Source organism: Microbacterium sp. CIAB417, assembly GCF_022788845.1.
On the sequence record NZ_JAHZUT010000006.1, the window covers coordinates 73785 to 90820 of the forward strand.

General features: G+C 69.4%; 17 protein-coding genes. 9 read left to right on the top strand and 8 right to left on the bottom strand.

Translation table 11 applies throughout. The features are described 5' to 3' along the window. Nucleotides 1–29 precede the first annotated feature (29 nt). Together KYX17_RS23955 and KYX17_RS23960 are read right to left on the bottom strand one after the other, a co-directional pair. A complete protein-coding gene (locus KYX17_RS23955; protein WP_243230215.1) occupies nucleotides 30–845 on the bottom strand; it encodes an SDR family oxidoreductase in 816 nt (271 codons plus the stop codon). Nucleotides 846–948: 103 nt separating this feature from the next. After that, nucleotides 949–1803, bottom strand: a complete 855-nt coding sequence (locus KYX17_RS23960) for an SDR family oxidoreductase (RefSeq protein ID WP_243230217.1) — start codon at nucleotides 1801–1803, stop codon at nucleotides 949–951. A gap of 93 nt (nucleotides 1804–1896) precedes the next feature. Between KYX17_RS23960 and KYX17_RS23965 the strand changes: the two genes are divergently transcribed. The 6 genes from KYX17_RS23965 to glmM all read left to right on the top strand — a co-directional run bounded on the left by KYX17_RS23965 (nucleotide 1897) and on the right by glmM (nucleotide 6413). After that, entirely contained in the window at nucleotides 1897–2262 is a 366-nt protein-coding gene (locus tag KYX17_RS23965) for a helix-turn-helix domain-containing protein (RefSeq protein WP_243230219.1), read from the top strand. A gap of 40 nt (nucleotides 2263–2302) precedes the next feature. After that, on the top strand, nucleotides 2303–3169 hold the full coding sequence (gene truA, locus KYX17_RS23970; RefSeq protein ID WP_243230228.1) for a tRNA pseudouridine(38-40) synthase TruA: 867 nt from the start codon (nucleotides 2303–2305) through the stop codon (nucleotides 3167–3169). Between the two features lie 66 nt (nucleotides 3170–3235). After that, complete coding sequence (locus tag KYX17_RS23975; protein WP_243230230.1) at nucleotides 3236–3904, top strand: endonuclease/exonuclease/phosphatase family protein; 669 nt, start codon at nucleotides 3236–3238, stop codon at nucleotides 3902–3904. A 177-nt stretch (nucleotides 3905–4081) separates the two neighbouring features. Beyond that, nucleotides 4082–4528: a 50S ribosomal protein L13 gene (gene rplM, locus KYX17_RS23980; RefSeq protein ID WP_243230238.1), complete on the top strand. Its 447-nt coding sequence runs from the start codon at nucleotides 4082–4084 to the stop codon at nucleotides 4526–4528. 25 nt (nucleotides 4529–4553) lie between these two features. Further along, a complete protein-coding gene (gene rpsI, locus KYX17_RS23985) occupies nucleotides 4554–5039 on the top strand; it encodes a 30S ribosomal protein S9 (protein WP_243230247.1) in 486 nt (161 codons plus the stop codon). Nucleotides 5040–5054: 15 nt separating this feature from the next. Next, the gene (gene glmM / locus KYX17_RS23990; RefSeq protein WP_243230263.1) at nucleotides 5055–6413 is read left to right on the top strand and encodes a phosphoglucosamine mutase; all 1359 of its coding nucleotides are present in this window, start codon (nucleotides 5055–5057) and stop codon (nucleotides 6411–6413) included. 40 nt (nucleotides 6414–6453) lie between these two features. Here the strand turns inward: glmM and KYX17_RS23995 are convergent, their stop codons facing one another. From KYX17_RS23995 to KYX17_RS24005, 3 genes are read right to left on the bottom strand one after another with little or no spacing between them, the layout of a single operon-like run. Further along, nucleotides 6454–6903 (bottom strand): VanZ family protein, encoded by a 450-nt coding sequence (locus KYX17_RS23995; protein WP_243230265.1) that lies wholly within the window; start codon nucleotides 6901–6903, stop codon nucleotides 6454–6456. A gap of 20 nt (nucleotides 6904–6923) precedes the next feature. After that, entirely contained in the window at nucleotides 6924–7868 is a 945-nt protein-coding gene (locus KYX17_RS24000) for a Ppx/GppA phosphatase family protein (protein ID WP_243230267.1), read from the bottom strand. Nucleotides 7869–7896: 28 nt separating this feature from the next. Next, complete coding sequence (locus KYX17_RS24005; protein WP_243230269.1) at nucleotides 7897–8862, bottom strand: acetylxylan esterase; 966 nt, start codon at nucleotides 8860–8862, stop codon at nucleotides 7897–7899. Nucleotides 8863–9035: 173 nt separating this feature from the next. Here KYX17_RS24005 and KYX17_RS24010 point away from each other — a divergent pair, with 173 nt between their 5' ends. The 3 genes from KYX17_RS24010 to KYX17_RS24020 are packed head-to-tail and all read left to right on the top strand — an operon-like array spanning nucleotide 9036 to nucleotide 12792. After that, nucleotides 9036–10034, top strand: coding sequence for a sugar ABC transporter permease (locus tag KYX17_RS24010; RefSeq protein ID WP_243230279.1), 999 nt, complete (start codon nucleotides 9036–9038; stop codon nucleotides 10032–10034). Between the two features lie 10 nt (nucleotides 10035–10044). Further along, nucleotides 10045–11007 carry a carbohydrate ABC transporter permease gene (locus KYX17_RS24015; protein WP_243230281.1) on the top strand — a complete coding sequence of 321 codons (963 nt, stop codon included), beginning with the start codon at nucleotides 10045–10047 and terminating at the stop codon, nucleotides 11005–11007. A 30-nt stretch (nucleotides 11008–11037) separates the two neighbouring features. Next, nucleotides 11038–12792: an ABC transporter substrate-binding protein gene (locus KYX17_RS24020; protein WP_243230283.1), complete on the top strand. Its 1755-nt coding sequence runs from the start codon at nucleotides 11038–11040 to the stop codon at nucleotides 12790–12792. 68 nt (nucleotides 12793–12860) lie between these two features. Here the strand turns inward: KYX17_RS24020 and KYX17_RS24025 are convergent, their stop codons facing one another. Genes KYX17_RS24025 through KYX17_RS24035 form a run of 3 tightly spaced genes read right to left on the bottom strand, consistent with a single transcriptional unit; the run spans nucleotide 12861 to nucleotide 16992 of the window. Beyond that, nucleotides 12861–13463, bottom strand: coding sequence for a YesL family protein (locus KYX17_RS24025; protein WP_243230285.1), 603 nt, complete (start codon nucleotides 13461–13463; stop codon nucleotides 12861–12863). Beyond that, a complete protein-coding gene (locus KYX17_RS24030) occupies nucleotides 13460–14461 on the bottom strand; it encodes a LacI family DNA-binding transcriptional regulator (RefSeq protein ID WP_243230287.1) in 1002 nt (333 codons plus the stop codon). The genes KYX17_RS24025 and KYX17_RS24030 overlap by 4 nt, the downstream gene beginning before the upstream one ends. Further along, nucleotides 14455–16992, bottom strand: coding sequence for a glycoside hydrolase N-terminal domain-containing protein (locus tag KYX17_RS24035; RefSeq protein WP_243230289.1), 2538 nt, complete (start codon nucleotides 16990–16992; stop codon nucleotides 14455–14457). Before KYX17_RS24035 ends, KYX17_RS24030 begins: the two co-directional genes overlap by 7 nt. Nucleotides 16993–17036: the final 44 nt, after the last annotated feature.

Sequence of the window (17036 nt, forward strand, 5' to 3'; positions counted from 1 at the left end):
GGGCCCGCGGAACCGGGCCCCCGAAGTCATCAGCGGAACGCCGCGGCGTTCTCCCGCGCCCACTGCGCGAACGTCCGCCCCGGCTGCCCGGTCAGGCGCGTCACGGTGTCCTGCACGACCTGACCGATCTCGGGTGGGTTCTTCGCCAGCTCGAGACCGAACTCGACATACTCCTCGTCGTATCCGTAGCCGCGCAACCGCTCGCGCTCTTCCTCCTCCGAGAGCTGCACCCACGTGACCTCCTCGCCGAGGGCATCGCCGATCCGGGACGCACGCTCGGCGGGCGTCAGCGCCTCGGGACCGGTGAGGTAGTAGGTCCGGCCGTCGTGGTCGTCCTCGGTGAGAAGCACGACCGCAACGGCGGCGATGTCGGCCGGATGGACCATGGCGCTCGGCCAGGCCGCGAGCGTGCGCACCCGGCGGGTGCCGGCGATCTCCGGCGCCCACTCGAGCGCGTTCGTCATGAACTCGACCGGTGCGAGCTGCGCCCAGGGGATGCTCGCTGCGCGCAGCGCCGGTTCGAGCGTGCTCTCGTCCCAGCCGCCGAGGACGCTGATGCGTCGGATGCCGGCCGCCTCGGCGAGCTCGACCAGTTCCGGTCCGTTCTGCAGCGTCGTGCCGAAGGCGCCGTCGAAGGTGATGAAATGCACCGCATCGCAGCCTTCCATCGCGGAGCGCATGCTCTCGAGGTCCGTCAGGTCGCCGCGCACGGCATCGACGTCGCGGGGGAGCCGGGCCCGGGCGGGGTCACGGGTCAGTGCCCGCACCCGCTCGCCGCGTTCCACCAGTTGATCCACGATGTGCCTGCCGACACTGCCCGTCGCCCCGGTAACCAGAATCGTCATGAGAATCGACCTTTCGTTCGTCGTGACGCCCAGTCTCGCGGGCTATCCGGACAGATCGTGTCCGGATAGCCCGCATCCGCGGGAGATCGCCAGGGGTGCCCCGTCAGGCGAGAGCGCGCAGGCCGTCGACCAGTGGCGTCGTCGGGCGACCGATCAGCCGCGCGAGCGTGCCGTCCGTGTCCGCCAGAGCGCCGTCGCGGATGCCGGCGTCCAGAGCGGTGACGAACCCGATCGTCCCGGCATCCAGGCCCGCGGCCTCGAGCGCGGCGGCGTGCTCCTCCGTGCTCAGTGGCGTGTAGACGACCGGACGCCCGACCACCTCCGAGATCGCCGCAGCGAGGTCGGCATACGTCCAGGCGATGTCGCCGCCCAGTTCGTACACCTCTCCGATGTGGCCGTCCTCCTGAAGCACGACGGCAGCGGCCTCGGCGAAGTCCCTGCGGCCGGCCGACGCGACCCGGCCGTCCCCGACGCTCGCCGCGAGGACACCGGTCGAGGCCGCACGCGCGAGGTCTGCGGCGTAGTTCTCGGTGTACCAGTTGTTCCGCAGGATCACGGCGGGAACACCCGAGGCGGCGATGAGCTCCTCGGTGGCCTTGTGCTCCGGAGCGAGGACGAGATCGCTCGTCGTCGCCTTCGGCGCGCTCGTGTACACGAGCTGCGAGACCCCGGCCGCGCGCGCGGCATCGATCACGGCCCGGTGCTGAGGGACGCGCTGCCCGACGTCCGAGCCCGAGATCAACAGCACGCGATCGACCCCGTCGAGTGCGGCCGTCACGGTCTCCGGTCGGTCGTAGTCCAGCTCGACGACGCGCACGCCGCGAGCCTCGAGATCGGCCGCTCTGGCGATGTCGCGCGCCCCGGCGACGATCGCCGCGGGGTCGGCCCCGCGCTCGAGGAGGCTGTCGATGACGAGGCGGCCGAGCTGTCCGGTCGCGCCGGTGACGAGAATGGTCATGGGTGTCCTTTCATCGGTGACATCAAGCCCAACTCGGCGGCGATCTCGATGCATTCCCGAACACGGGTACCCACTTTGACGTAAGGTACACACATGACGGTGAGTTTTGCGCAGATCAAGGCCTCGATTCCCGGCGCCTTCGAGGAGGGCTGCAGCACGCGGGTCGTGCTCGACCATGTCATGAGCAAGTGGGGCGTGCTGGTGCTGTCGGCCCTGTCCGAGGGGACGCTGCGCTGGGGAGAACTCCGCCGGACCGTGGCGGGCATCAGCGAGAAGATGCTGGCGTCGACGCTGCGCACGCTCGCCGACGACGGGCTGGTGCATCGGGAGTCGTTCCCTACCGTGCCGCCGCACGTCGAATACAGCCTCACACCGCTGGGGGAGGACCTGATGGCGCGCCTGCTCCCCCTGGTGGAATGGGTCGCCGACAATTCCGAACGGATGCTCGCACGATCCTGAACGTCCGAGCGCGGCTGCGCCCCGCGGATAGGCTGGCCGAGTGAGAATCCGCCTGGACATCGCCTACGACGGCACCCATTTCCGCGGGTGGGCCAAGCAGCCGGGGCTGCGCACCGTGCAGGGCACGCTGGAGGCGGCGCTGGCGCGCATCGTCGGCTCCGAGGTCCAGTTCGTCGTCGCGGGCCGCACGGATGCCGGAGTCCACGCCAGCGGGCAGGTCGCTCACGTCGACCTCGACGACGCGCAGTGGGCGCGCATCGAGGCACGGCACGGCCGGGCCGCGCACGATCCCGCGGGATCGATCGCCGGGCGCATGCGCGGCGTCCTCGGGGCCTATCCGGATGTCACGGTCACATCCTCCGCGCTCGCCCCGGACGGCTTCGACGCCCGCTTCTCCGCCGTCTGGCGTCGATACCGCTATCGCCTGGCGGACGAGGTCGCGGGCTTCGACCCGCTGCGCCGCGCCGACACGACGAGCATCCGGGGACGCCTGGATGCCGAGGCGATGGATGCCGCGGCGCAGACCCTCATCGGCCTGCACGACTTCGCCGCCTACTGCAAGGCGCGCGAGGAGGCGACGACCATCCGCACGCTGCTCGACTACCGCTGGCGACGGGACGAGCAGGGCGTGCTCGTGGCCGAGGTCAAGGCGGACGCGTTCTGCCACAGCATGGTGCGGGCGCTCGTGGGGGCGTGCGCAGCGGTGGGGGAGGGGCGGCTCGACGTCGAGGACCTCGCCGTGCTCCGGGACGCCCGTACCCGCACCAGCGAGTTCAAGGTGCTGGCGGCGCGCGGACTCGTCCTCACCGAGGTCGGGTATCCCAGCGACGAGCTGCTCGCGGCACGGGCCGAGCAGACCAGGGCGCGGCGCGACCGGGACGGCTCGGTGCGGTCCGGCGACGAGTGAGCCGTTCCCCGGCCGGTCGCCGGATCGACACCTGGCGCACAGTCGGAAGGTCTAGCGTGAGAGGGGATGAAGGTCATCTCCTACAACCTGCGCAAGCACCGCGCCGCCGGCGAGCTCGATGCGCTCGTCGACGAGCACGGCGCGGACATCCTATGCCTGCAGGAGTGCGACGTCGCAGCTCTCCCGGACCGGGTCGGAGATCTCGTGCTCGCCCAGGCGACGCAGGGCAACCGCCTGGGCCTGGCCGTCTTCTACCGGGAGAACACCTTCCGCCTCCACTCGCTGCGGGCGATCGAGCTGAAGAAATCGCTGCACGACCGGATGCTCAAGCCGGCCCACGAGCGGGTGCTCGCCGTGCGGCTGCATGACATCGACGACGGGCGGGAGATGATCGTGGCGTCGTTCCACGCCGCACCGCTCACCGCCCTGAACTCGCTGCGGCGCACGCAGATCCGAAGCGCGCTGACCGAGCTCGAGGCGTTCGGCCCCGGCATCCCGATCCTCATGGTGGGGGACTACAACTATCCGGTCTTCAAGGAGAACCTGGGCCAGACCGTGCGCGACCACGGGTACACGCTGACGCTCTCGGACGAGCGCACCTACACGCGCTATCGCGTCTTCAAGGGGCACTACGACTTCGCCACCTCCGAGGGGTTCGACATCGACAGCATCCGCACCCTGCCTCAGCGCGCGAGCGACCACCGCCCGATCCTCATCACCGCGCAGCTGTCCTGAGGGACGAGGTGTCAAGTTGGGCAAAGCCGCCCTGATGGCGTAAGCTAACCCTTTGGTGCCCGACTGCGGTACCGCGAACGTGAGCCCTCCACTGGCGTGTTCTCCTTCCTCGAAGGCGGAACCACCCCGGAGTGGGATTCACGAACTCCTCCGTTCGAACAAGAAAGCAGCACTATCGTGACGCGCACTTACACCCCGAAGGCCGGGCAGGTCCAGCGTGACTGGGTCGTCATCGACGCCACCGACGTCGTTCTCGGTCGTCTCGCCTCGCACGCCGCAGCGCTCCTGCGCGGCAAGCACAAGGCGACCTTCGCCAACCACATCGACTCGGGTGACTTCGTCATCATCGTGAACGCCGACAAGGTCGCGCTCACGGGTCAGAAGCTCCAGAAGAAGATGGCCTACCGCCACTCGGGCTACCCGGGCGGCCTCAAGGCCGTCTCGTACGCCGAGCTGCTCGAGAAGAACCCCGTCCGCGCCGTCGAGAAGGCCGTCCGCGGGATGCTCCCGAAGAACAGCCTCGGACGCCAGCAGCTGGGCAAGCTGAAGGTCTACGCCGGTGCCGAGCACCCGCACGCCGCTCAGAAGCCCCAGACGTACACCCTCGACCAGGTCGCCCAGTAAGCGCCGCAACGAAAAGGACATACTCGTGGCTGACATCCAGGACTCCACCGAATTCCCTCAGAACTACTCGACCGCGACGCCTGAGACCGAGGTTGCGGAGGCGGCTCCCCGTCCCGTGCTGAGCGTCCCCGGCGCTGCCGTCGGCCGCCGCAAGCAGGCCATCGCCCGCGTGCGCCTCGTCCCCGGCTCGGGAACGATCACGGTCAACGGCCGCACGATCGAGGACTACTTCCCGAACAAGCTGCACCAGCAGCTGATCAACGACCCGTTCACGGTCCTGAACCTCGCCGGTTCCTACGACGTGATCGCGCGCATCTCCGGCGGCGGCCCCTCGGGCCAGGCCGGTGCGCTGCGCCTCGGCATCGCCCGTGCGCTGAACGGCATCGACGTCGAGAACAACCGTCCGACCCTGAAGAAGGCCGGCTTCCTCTCGCGCGACGCTCGCGTCAAGGAGCGCAAGAAGGCCGGTCTCAAGAAGGCCCGCAAGGCGCCTCAGTACTCGAAGCGCTAAGCCGCACAGCCCTTCATGGCACTGTTCGGCACGGACGGCGTGCGAGGTCTTGCCAACGGCATCCTCACCGCCGACCTGGCGCTCTCCCTGGCCCAGGCGACTGCAGTCGTCCTGGGCCAGGGCCGTACCGCCGAGGCGCGCAAGGCGCAGGGCAAGCGGCTCACCGCCGTCGTCGCCCGCGACCCGCGCATCTCCGGCGAGTTCCTGGCCGCCGCCGTCTCGGCCGGCCTGGCCTCCTCCGGCGTCGACGTCTTCGACGCCGGAGTGATCCCGACCCCGGCACTGGCGTTCCTCGTGGCCGACCGCGACGCCGACTTCGGCGTGATGGTGTCGGCCTCGCACAACCCCGCGCCCGACAACGGCATCAAGATCTTCGCCCGCGGTGGCGTGAAGCTCCCCGACATCGTCGAGCAGCGCATCGAGGCCGCCATGACCGGAGACAAGCTGCTGCCGACCGGGGAATCCGTCGGCCGCATCCAGCGGTTCTCCGACGCCGAGGACCGCTACGTCGTCCACCTGCTCGGCTCCCTGCCGCACCGCCTCGACGGCATCCACGTGGTCCTGGACTGCGCGCACGGCGCGGCATCCGGGGTCTCGCCCGAGACGTTCCGGGATGCCGGGGCCGAGGTGACCGTCATCGGAGCCGATCCGGACGGCATCAACATCAACGACGGCGTCGGATCGACGCATCTCGACCAGCTCGCGGAGGCCGTCGTGCGCCTGGGCGCCGACGTCGGCATCGCCCACGACGGCGACGCGGACCGCTGCCTCGCGGTGGACGCCACCGGCAACGTCGTCGACGGCGACCAGATCATGGCGATCCTCGCGATCGCCATGAAGGAACGGGGAGTCCTCACCGACGACACGCTCGTGGCCACAGTCATGAGCAACCTCGGGCTGCACATGGCCATGCGCGAGCACGGCATCACCGTCCGCCAGACCGCGGTCGGCGACCGGTACGTGCTCGAGGACATGAACGCCAACGGCTTCGCGCTGGGCGGCGAGCAGTCCGGTCACGTCATCATGAGCGAGTACGCCACCACGGGAGACGGCCTGCTCACCGGTCTGCACCTCGTCGCCGAGATGGCGCGCCAGCAGAAGTCGCTCGCCGAGCTCGCGAGCGTCATGACGGTGTACCCGCAGGTGCTGATCAACGTGCGCGGCGTCGACAAGGACCGCGTCGCCGACGACGAAGGCGTGCAGGATGCCGTCCGCGCCGTCGAGCAGGCGCTCGGCGACTCCGGGCGCGTCCTGCTGCGCAAGTCCGGCACCGAGCCGCTCGTGCGCGTCATGGTCGAGGCCGCGGACGCGGAATCGGCGAAGACCTTCGGGCAGCAGCTCGCGGACGTCGTCTCGCAGCGCTTGGCGCTCTGAGACGCCGGGCTGATCGGGCCTCATCCCTTCACAGGAGCGCTCACGCCTCGACGGAGGCGCGGGCGCTCCGGGGCCTCCGCACGACCGCGGCAGCGACCCGTCCGGCCGCCGTCCCGAGCGTGTTGGCGACGACATCCGACACGGTCGGGAAGCGGCCCGGGAGCAGGATCTGCACGAGCTCGATCGTCGTGCTCGTCGCGCACCCGAGCAGGATCACCTGCCACCATCGCAGTGCGGGGAAGCTCAGCATGACCAGCGCGCCGAACGGCACGAACAGCACGACGTTGGCAAGGAACTCGAGCACCGGATAGCCGATCTCGAACGGCAGCCCCCACGCGGCCAGCAGCCGCGCCGCCGTCTCCACGATCCCGGTGGCCTTCTCGGCATCCTCACCCGGCAGCCACACGACGAGCGCGAGCGCGAAAAGGTACGGCACGAGCAGCACACGGGCGACCACTGCGCGCCGCGGCCGGGGCGGAGGAGCATCCATCCGGGACAGCGTACCTGCGCTCAGATACCGGTGCCGCTCCAGCTCAGCGACTCGATGTAGCGCAGCAGCACGCCCTCGCGCAGCGCCCAGGGCGAGACCTCGAGCTCCTCGACGTCCAGCATCGTCATCGCGGTGTGCAGGGACACGGCCGCCGCGACGATCTGGAACGTGCGATCGGGTGTGATGCCGGGCAGTTCCTGGCGGGCGGACGCCGGCAGCCGCGCGAGACGGGGGATCCAGGAGCCGAGGGCGTCGCGGGGGAGCAGCATCCGATCGATGCCCGACCAGCCGGGAACCGGGTACCCGACGAGGCGGGCGAGGGAGCGGATGGCCTTTGACGACCCGACGACGTGATCGGGCCGCGGCAACGCGCGGAAGGCCGGCGTCACCGAAGAGAGCACGGTCGTGGCATGCGCGCGCAGCCGTTCGACGGCGTCCTCGCCCGGCGGATCGTCGGGCAGAAACTCCACCGTCATACGCCCGGCCCCCAGCGGGACGGATGCCGCGGCCTCCGGGATCTCGTCCGCTCCCGCCGCGATCTCCAGCGAACCGCCGCCGATGTCGAGCAGCAGCAGCTGACCCGCCGACCAGCCGAACCACCGGCGGACGGCGAGGAACGTCAGCTCCGCCTCGGTCTCGCCGTCCAGCACCTGCAGCGGCTGACCGAGCGCGGCTTCGATCCGCGCGATGACCTCGACGCCGTTCGTCGCCTCGCGGACCGCGCTGGTCGCGGTCGCGAGCAGGGCGTCGACGTTCTCGGAAGCGGCCACGGTCCTGGCGCGCGTGACCGCGTCCGCGAGCGCGCGCACGCCCTCGTCGGAGATCGCACCATCGGGGGTCAGGAAGCGCATGAGGCGCAGCACGGTCCGGTCGCTGGTCGTCGCAAGCGGCCGCCCGCCGGGGCGGACATCGGCTGCGAGCAGGTGGACGGTGTTCGATCCGATGTCGATGACTCCCAGGCGCACGGAGAAATCGTACCGGCGGCGCGGGTCCCTAGACGCGCTCGGCGAGCCAGCGCGCCTGGCGCACCCACTGCGCGATCTGACCGCCCTCGTGGCCGTTGAACAGGTACGGCTCGATCTCGGCATCCGTCGAGGCGAGGTGGTTGTAGGCGGCGTACACGCTCGAGGGCAGCACGATGCCGTCCATGAGGGCGGCCGAGAACAGCGCGGGCTGGCGGATCCGGCGCGCGAAGTTCACACCGTCGAAGTACGACAGCGTCTCGAACACCTGAGCCACCCGGTCGCGGTGCACCGCGAGGTAGCGCTCGATCTCGGCGTACGGATGATCGGGGGTCCGCTCGACCGACCGGCGGAAGAAGCAGAGGAACGGCACGTCCGGCATGACGGCGAACACGTCGGGATGCAGGGCGCCGGCGGCGATCGAGATCCCGCCGCCCTGGCTCGCGCCGGTGACCGACACCCGGTCGGGGCGCACGAACGGCAGCTCGCGCGTCGTGTCCACGGCACGGACGGCATCCGTGAACAGCCGGCGGTAGTAGTACGTCTCCGGGGATTCGATGCCGCGGGTCATGAAGCCGGTCGCGGCGGAGGCCGAGCCGTGCGGGTCCGGGGTGTCCCCGCCGGAGCCCCAGTTCGCTCCCTGGCCGCGCGTGTCCATGAGCACGTGCACGTATCCTGCCGAGGCCCACTGCAGGCGTTCACCGGGGATGCCGCGGCCGCCGCCGTATCCGATGTACTCGACGATCGCCGGAAGCGGCTCCTCGGTGCGCGGCCGCGTGACCCACGCGCGGATCGGGTCGCCGCCGAAGCCGCTGAACTCGAGGTCCTCGACGACGAGCTGATTCACCGGAGTGTCGGCCGGCCGAAGGGTCGCGGGAGCCGCCGCCTCGCGGGCCTCGCCGAGGGTGCGCTGCCAGAACGCGTCGAAGTCCGCGGGCTCATCGACGTCGGGACGGAAGACCTCGAGTTCGTCGAGGGGGAGATCGGTCAGAGCCACGGCAACACGGTAGCGGTTCGATCCCGGGTTGTCGAAACGCTTCCCCGCACGGCTTGCGTCGACGCGGATCAGCCCCTATCGTGATGTCGAAGCGTTTCGACGTCCTTTCCGGATGGGAGCGCTCTCAACAGACAACCGTGGGCGAGGACGCCCCCGACCCAAGGCATGGCACGATGACGACCACGACCCTGACCGAGACCATGGTCACGCAGCTCGACGAGGTCGAGAACCCGTCGCGCCGGCGTCGTCGACGCCGCGACCGGCAGCAGACGGGTGGACGCAAGTCCTACGGCATGTTCCTGTGCATCCTGCCGTTCATCGTCCTCGCCTTCCTGTTCTCCTACTTCCCGCTGTACGGCTGGATCTACTCCCTCTACGACTACAAGCCCGCCCTCGGGCTCGAGGGTAGCGAGTTCGTCGGACTGCAGTGGTTCCAGATGCTCGTCAGCTCACCGACTCAGGTCGCCCAGATCGCTCAGGTGATGATGAACACCCTCGCGATCAGCTTCCTCGGAATCGCCACGAGCGTCCTGCCGCTCGCCTTCGCGATCTTCCTCAACGAGATCCGCGCGCCCTGGTTCCGCAACGCCGTGCAGACCCTCACGACCCTGCCGAACTTCATCTCCTGGGTGCTCGTCTACATGATCGCCTTCTCGCTGTTCTCCAGCTCGGGCCTGGTGAACAACGTCCTCGGCGACTGGGGGCTGATCACCGCGCCGATCAAGTTCCTCGACACCAATGAGAACGTCTGGCTCACCATGACCCTCTGGAGCATCTGGAAGGGCCTGGGCTGGGGCGCGATCATCTACCTCGCCGCGATCGCCGGCATCGACCAGTCGCTGTACGAATCGGCGGAGATCGACGGCGCCGGGCGCTTCCAGAAGATGTGGTACATCACCCTGCCGCAACTCATGCCGACCTACCTCGTGCTCCTGCTGCTGTCGATCGCGAACCTCCTCAACAACGGCATGGAGCAGTACTACGTGTTCCAGAACGCGTTCAACAAGGAGTGGATCCAGGTCCTGGATCTGTACGTCTACAACATCGGCATGACGGGCAACAGCCTGTCGATGGCGACCGCGATCGGGATGCTGAAGAGCATCGTCTCGGTCATCCTCCTGTTCACCGTCAACGCCATCGCCAAGCGCGTGCGCGGCGAATCGATCGTCTGAGAGGCGCGACATGACCGCCCTGACCGCACCCCCGAAGCGCCCCGTCCGCCCGCAGCGGCCCACCCGACGTCCCGCCGAGCACCGTCACGGCGGCGACGTCCTCTTCGCGATCATCAATTACACGGTGTTCGCACTGCTCGTCGTGATCTGCGCCTACCCGTTCTACTACCTGATCATCAATTCCATCAGCGCGAACGACGTGTCCGCCCTCGGCGACGTCCGTCTGTGGCCGGTCGGACTCCATCTCGACAACTACAAAGAGGTCTTCCAGCTGAACGGCCTGCCGCTGGCGGCCGCGGTCAGCGTCGCGCGCACCGTGATCGGCACGGTCGCGACGGTGCTGGCATCGGCCTTCCTCGGCTTCATGTTCACGCAGAAGCGGATGTGGGCGCGCCAGTTCTGGTACCGCTTCGTCATCATCACGATGTACTTCAGCGCCGGCCTCATCCCCGTCTTCATCATCATGAAGAACCTCGGACTGACCAACAACTTCTGGGTCTACGTGCTGCCGTTCATCGTGCAGCCGTTCTTCATCATCCTCGTGAAGACGTTCGTGGAGTCCATGCCCGAGTCCCTGCAGGAGGCGGCGGAGCTGGACGGGGCGAACATCGTGCAGATCTTCTTCCGCATCTACCTGCCGAACATGACGCCGATCCTGGCGACCGTCGCGATCTTCTCCGCCGTGGCGCAGTGGAACAGCTTCCAGGACACCCTGATCTACATCACGGACCAGAGCCTGTACACGCTGCAGTACCTGCTCTACATGTTCATCAACCAGGCATCCAGCCTCGCCCAGGCCGCGCAGAACGCCGGCGGCGACCTCAGCGGCATCGTGTCCGCCGCGACCTCCCAGACGCCCACCTCCATCCGCATGACCGTGTCGGTGATCGTGGTCCTCCCGATCATCTTCATCTACCCCCTGTTCCAGCGCTTCTTCGTGAAGGGCATCATGCTGGGCGCCGTCAAGGGCTGACGGCGCTTCGCGCACCGAGAAAGGAAAGCAATGAAGCTGAAGAGGAAAGCCGCGCTCGGAGTGGTCGCACTCCTCGCCGTCGGCTCCCTGGCCGCCTGCACCGGCGAGCCGGCCGAGACCGACGAGGCGCAGGTCGACGCGTTCCCGACCGAGTGGGAGGAGGAGATCACGATCGACGTGTTCGACGGTCTCGCCAACTACATGGGCATGCAGGAGGGATGGTTCGGCGCGCTCGTCAAAGAGAAGTTCAACATGAACCTGAACATCATCGCCCCGAACGTCGCCGGCGGCGGCGACACGCTCTACAACACCCGTGTGTCCGCCGGAGACCTCGGCGATCTCATCGTCACCGACAAGGGTGAGAAGCTCGACGAGCTCGTGCAGGGTGGTCTCGTCCTGGATGCCGCGAAGTACTACCCCGCGATGGGCAACCTCGAGCGCTTCGACCGGGCCGTCGACCGACTCAATGACGGCAAGGACGGCGTCTACGCGTTCCCCGGCCAGGTCTCCAGCATCCCGCCGACCGAGCCCAGCGAGGGACTCGAGCCGACCTTCGGGGCCTATCTGCGCTGGGACCTCTACGCGGAACTGGGCTATCCCGAGATCAGCACTCTCGAGGACCTCCTCCCCGTTCTGAAGGGCATGCAGGACCTGCAGCCGACCGCCCCGAACGGGAAGAAGGTGTACGCCCTGAGCCTGTTCAAGGACTGGGACGGCAACATGATGAACAACGTCAAGCAGCCGATCACCTACTACGGCTACGACGAGCTCGGCTTCGCCCTCGCGAAGGCCGACGGGTCCGACTACCAGGGCATCCTCGACGACGACGGCGAGTACCACCGCGTTCTGGAGTTCTACAACGAGGCCTACCGCATGGGACTGGTCGACCCCGAGTCCACGACCCAGAACTACGACACGCTGTGGTCGAAATTCCAGAACGGCCAGGTGCTCTACTCGTGGTGGCCGTGGCTGGGCCAGGCCGCGTACAACACCGAGGACAACATGAACGCCGGCACCGGCTTCATGCTCGCCCCGATCGAGGACCAGACGATCTTCTCGTACGGCGCCGAGGCGTACGGCGGCAAGCAGGTCTTCGCGATCGGCTCTCAGGCCGAGGACCCCGAGCGCATCGCCGCCTTCATCGACTGGCTGTACTCCACCGAGGGCACCTACACCAACAACAGCCAGACCCAAGGCGCCGCAGGCCCCGAGGGACTCACCTGGGAGATGGGCGACGACGGCCAGCCGCAGCTGACCGAGTTCGGCCAGGAGGTCTTCCTCACCGGTGACGCCACGGTTCCCGAGGAGTGGGGCGGCGGCAGCTACATCGACGGCACGTCGACACTGAACATCAGCGCAGTGCTGCCGAACGACGTCGACGAGAACACCGGCCTGCCGTACAACTACCAGTTCTGGCCGCACTACCAGGAGCTCACGCAGAACGACCTGCGCGCCGACTGGTCCGCGCACATGGACGATGCGACCTCGACCATGGAGTACCTGAAGGCCAACGACCAGCTGCTCGTCGCGCCGGGGGCGAGCTACACGGCTCCGGCCGACGATTCGCAGACCGAGGCCCTGCGCAACCAGGTCAAGGCCGTGATCGTGCAGTACTCGTGGCAGGCGACCTTCGCCGAGAGCGAGTCGGACTTCGACAAGCTCTGGTCCGAGCTGCAGGAGACCGCCAAGGGACTCGGCTACGAGGACGTCCTCGCCGTCGATCTCGAGCGCGCCGAGGAGCAGAACGACGCCCGCATCGCGGTCGCGGAGGAGTTCGCCGAGTAAGAACGGCGTCACCTCACGAGAAGGGGCCGGGCGCACGCTCGGCCCCTTCGTCGTGCCCGAGGCCCTGTTCAGCTGCGACGTGCGAACACGGAACGGAACAGGAACGCCGTCGCGTACGCGCCGACGGAGAAGCCGATCGTCACGAGGATCACCCCGAACAGCGGGAACACGATCGTGATGCACACCAGCGCGATCGGGATGAGGAGGATCCCGAGCATCCGCACCGGCTCGGCAGCGGGCAGCAGCAGTGCGTTCTTGAGCGTCTGGCGGAACGGCGCGGCGTACACGGCCGTGAGCGCCATGGCGAACAGGAAGGCCGCGAACAGGTACACCGCCGCCAGAGTGGCGACGACCGTCGCCGCGCCCGCGAGCACACTCGGATGCGACGCCCAGAAGATCGCGCTCGCCGCGAGCAGCAGAAACGGCACGCCCAGGCACAGCCCGAGCAGCGTCGCGCGCACGAAGTTGCGTCCGAACGCCGGGAAGAAGTCCTTCACCGGACGCCCGCTCTCATCGTCCGAATAGCGGATCGTGACCTCGTACAGGGCGCTGGTCGCGGCCGGGATCGTGACGACCGGCAGGCACGTCACGAGGTACATCACGTTGAGCGCGACGAAGCCGAGGAACGACGACATCCCCTGCAGAGACCTGCTCTCCGGATCGATCCTCATGCGCCCGTGGCGGATGCTGCGGCATCCGCTGCCGATTCCAGCTGGGGTGCGAGCAACTGGACGGGCGGGAGCTCCTCGCCCTCCAGCAGGCTCATGATCGCGCGCGTGGCGGTCGCGCCGAGCTCTTCCGCCGGGATGTCGATGCTGTCGGTCAGCGTCGGCACGGTGCGCGCCACGTCGGCGGGGCACAGGGCGATGACGTCCAGCTCCCGCCCGGTCTCGCCCGAGCTCAACCGCCCCGCGACGTAGGGGAGCGCGCCCTCGTTATGGAACAGGATGCCGGTGACCTCTGGCCGCTCCGCCAGCACGGCGTCCACCACGGCGACCGCCTCCTGGCTGCTCGGGCAGGCGTGCACGCGGGCCTCGAGTCCGAGCTCCTCGGCGGCTGCGAGGAAGCCGCGATTCAGGCGATCCGAGTAGGACGTGTGGCGCGCCATGACCTCCGCAGGAGCGCCCAGCAGGGCGACGTGCTTGTGCCCGAGCCGCGCGAGCCGCTCCGCCGCCAGCCGGCCGGCGGCCTCGAAGTCGAAGTCGACGCACGCGATGCCGTCCGCACCGGCGGGGAGGCCGATGAGCAGCGCGGGAGCGTCGAGCTCCTCGAGCGTCGCGATGCGCGGGTCGTCGGATTCGACGTCCATCACCAGCAGGGCGTCGACCATGGACGCCCGCGCGGCGCGGCTGAGGCCCGCGGCGTCGTCGCTCGTCAGCAGCAGGATGTCGTACTGGTGCGCTCGGGCCTCCCGCACGACGCCGGCGACGATCTCCATGATCACGTGCACGTCGACGCCGGCGCGCAGCGGCGCCTGCAGGCCGATGACGTTGGTCGAACGGGACGCGAGGGACCGGGCGCTGGCGTGCGGGCTGTACTTCAGGTCCGCGATGGCCTGCTCCACGCGCTCCCTGGTCTCCTGCGAGATCGTCCTCTTCCCGCTCATCACGTAGGACACGGTGGATATCGACACACCGGCGGCGTGTGCGACATCGGCGATGGTCACCATCTCGGCTCCTTCGGCTCGATGATCGTCGGTTCTTCCGGATGCAGCGTGAGCTCGGTCTCGGGCAGACCGGGGCCGGACAGCATCACGGCGCGCTCGGCCTCGGATCGCAGCTGCACGCGCACGACGCGGTGCTCGCGCCATTCGACGTCCACGCGGATGCCGCCCCGGCCGCGGAGCCCGCGCACGGCGCCGTCCGGCCAGTCCGGCGGCAGCGCGGGCAGCACGTGGAGCCGGCGCCGCGCGCCGTCGAGCTCGTGCGAGTGCAGCAGCGCCTCGGCGACGCCGGCGGTGAGGCCGAGGTTCCCGTCGATCTGGAACGGCGGATGCGCGCTGAACAGGTTGTCGTAGAGTCCGCCGCGCTGGCCCACGGCGTCCTGTGCCGGACGCAGCGAGAGTCCGAGCTGATCCTGCACACGCTCGCCGTCGCCGAGGCGCGCCCACATCGCCAGGCGCCAGGCCAGCGCCCACCCTGTCGATTCCGCTCCGCGCGACAGGATGGTCGTCGCGGCGGCCTCGGCAAGCTCGGGCGTGCGCCGGGGCGTCAAGGTCCCGAGGGGATACAGGCCGACCAGATGCGACAGGTGCCGGTGCCGCGGCTCGGCGTCGACGAGGTCGCGATCCCACTCCGCGAGTCGGCCGTCCGGCAGGACGCGCGGGTCCGGGAGCATCGCCGTGACCCGGTCGAGCTCGGCGAGCCAGGAGGGCGAGAGACCGAGCACGCCCGCAGCCTCCGCGCACGCAGCGGCGAGGGCGCGCAGCAGGGCGACATCCATCGTGGTCGACTCGCCCAGCGCGCGGGGGATCCCCGCGGCGTCCAGGAACCGGTTCTCGGGCGACGTGGACGGACTCGTCCACGCCCGCGATCCGTCCGTGCGGATCCAGCTCAGCGCGAAGCGCGCGGAGCCCTCGAGTACGGGCCAGATCTCCGTGGCCAGGCGCTCGAGGTCCTCATCGAACGCGTAGGCGTCCCACAGCTGAAGACTCAGCCACACGCCGCCCATCGGCCAGAACGCCCAGGCGGGATCGCCCGAGCCGGCGCCGACCGGTGCGGCGTGCCCCCAGGCGTCCGAGTTGTGGTGGAGCACCCAGCCGTCCGCCCCGTGCAGTTCGCGTGCGACGACGCGCCCCGTGGTCGCCGCGACCCGTGCGACGAAACGGCGCAGGGGCGCCCCGCACTCCGAGAGGCCCGTGACGTCGGCCGGCCAATAGGCCATCTCGAGGTTGATGTTCGAGGTGTACGCGCTCGACCAGGGGCCGGGCAGCTCGGCGTTCCACAGCCCCTGGAGGGTCAGCGGGACCGACGCCTCCCGGGAGGACGAGAGCAGCAGATAGCGACCGTAGTGGAACGCCAGGGCGGCGAGGCCCGCGTCCGGACGCTCCTGCGCCCTCGCGATGCGTTCGGGGGCGGTGAGCTCGCGGGCCCCGTCCGCGGACGGCAGTTCGAGCGCGCACCGTGTGTACAGCGCCTGATGCGCGCGGACATGAGCGGCCCGCAGATCCTCGATCGCGGCATCGCGCGACGGCACCGCCGCCCGCGCGAGCGCATCGCGCTCGTCATCCGGTTCGCCGGGCAGCGACGGTGCTGTCGCGGTGCCGATGAGCAGGACGTGCTCGCGCGCGGGTTCTGTCGTCAGGATGCCGTCGGACGATGTCGCCGCCACGGCGGAGCGCACGGTGACGGCGCCGGTGCGCCCCCGTTCCTCGTCGTATCGGATCGGCTCGGGGGGATGCTCGTGCCCGGGGGCGACGTCGACCGGAAGGTGCCACTCGACGACCAGGGCGTTCGCGACGTGATCGGTGCGGCGGTGGCGCAGCTCTCCCGCGATGCGGACCCGCAGCTGGACGGGCTGCTCGGCGATCACACGGTGGACGATCGCGTTCGCCGCGGCATCCGTCCAGGTCTCGTGACGCACGGAGCCGGTCTCCGAGCGGTATTCGTGCGCGGCGACGGCGGTGCGCAGATCCAGTTGGCGCCGGAGGGAGGCGTCGTCGGCCCGGATACCGAGCACCTCCACGTCCACGTGCCCGAGCGGCAGGAACGCCTGCACCCACGGTGTCTGCTGGGACTGCACCAGGCGCTCGGCCTCGTCGGCGTCGCCGCGGGCGATCGCCTCGGCGGCTGCATCCAGCGCGGACCGGCCCGGAGCGCCGATGCCGCGCAGCGGGTCGGCGTCCGCGACGCCGGACCACGCGGTGATGTCGTTCAGCCACAGCCGCTCGCCCGCGAGGCGGCCTTCGCACATGGCACCGCGCGTGCCGTCCCCGACCGGGTACGCGTCTGTCCATCGCGCGGCGGGCCGGTCGTGCTGCAGGACGTGGAGATCGTCGCGAGCCGCGATGCGCTCCGCGTCGGTGGGGTGGGGGAGGTCGTCGGTGGCGTCGGCCTGCGGGGCACGGCGGGGATGTGAGAGGTCGTCGGTGGCCTCGATGTGCGGGGTGCGGGCAGGAAGGGGGAGGTCGTCGGTGACCTCGATGTGCGGGGTGCGGGCAGGAAGGGGGAGGTCGTCGGTGACCTCGATGGACAGCAGCACGTGGCTAGTATATGGTCTCGTTGTTGAAACGCTTCGACAACTCG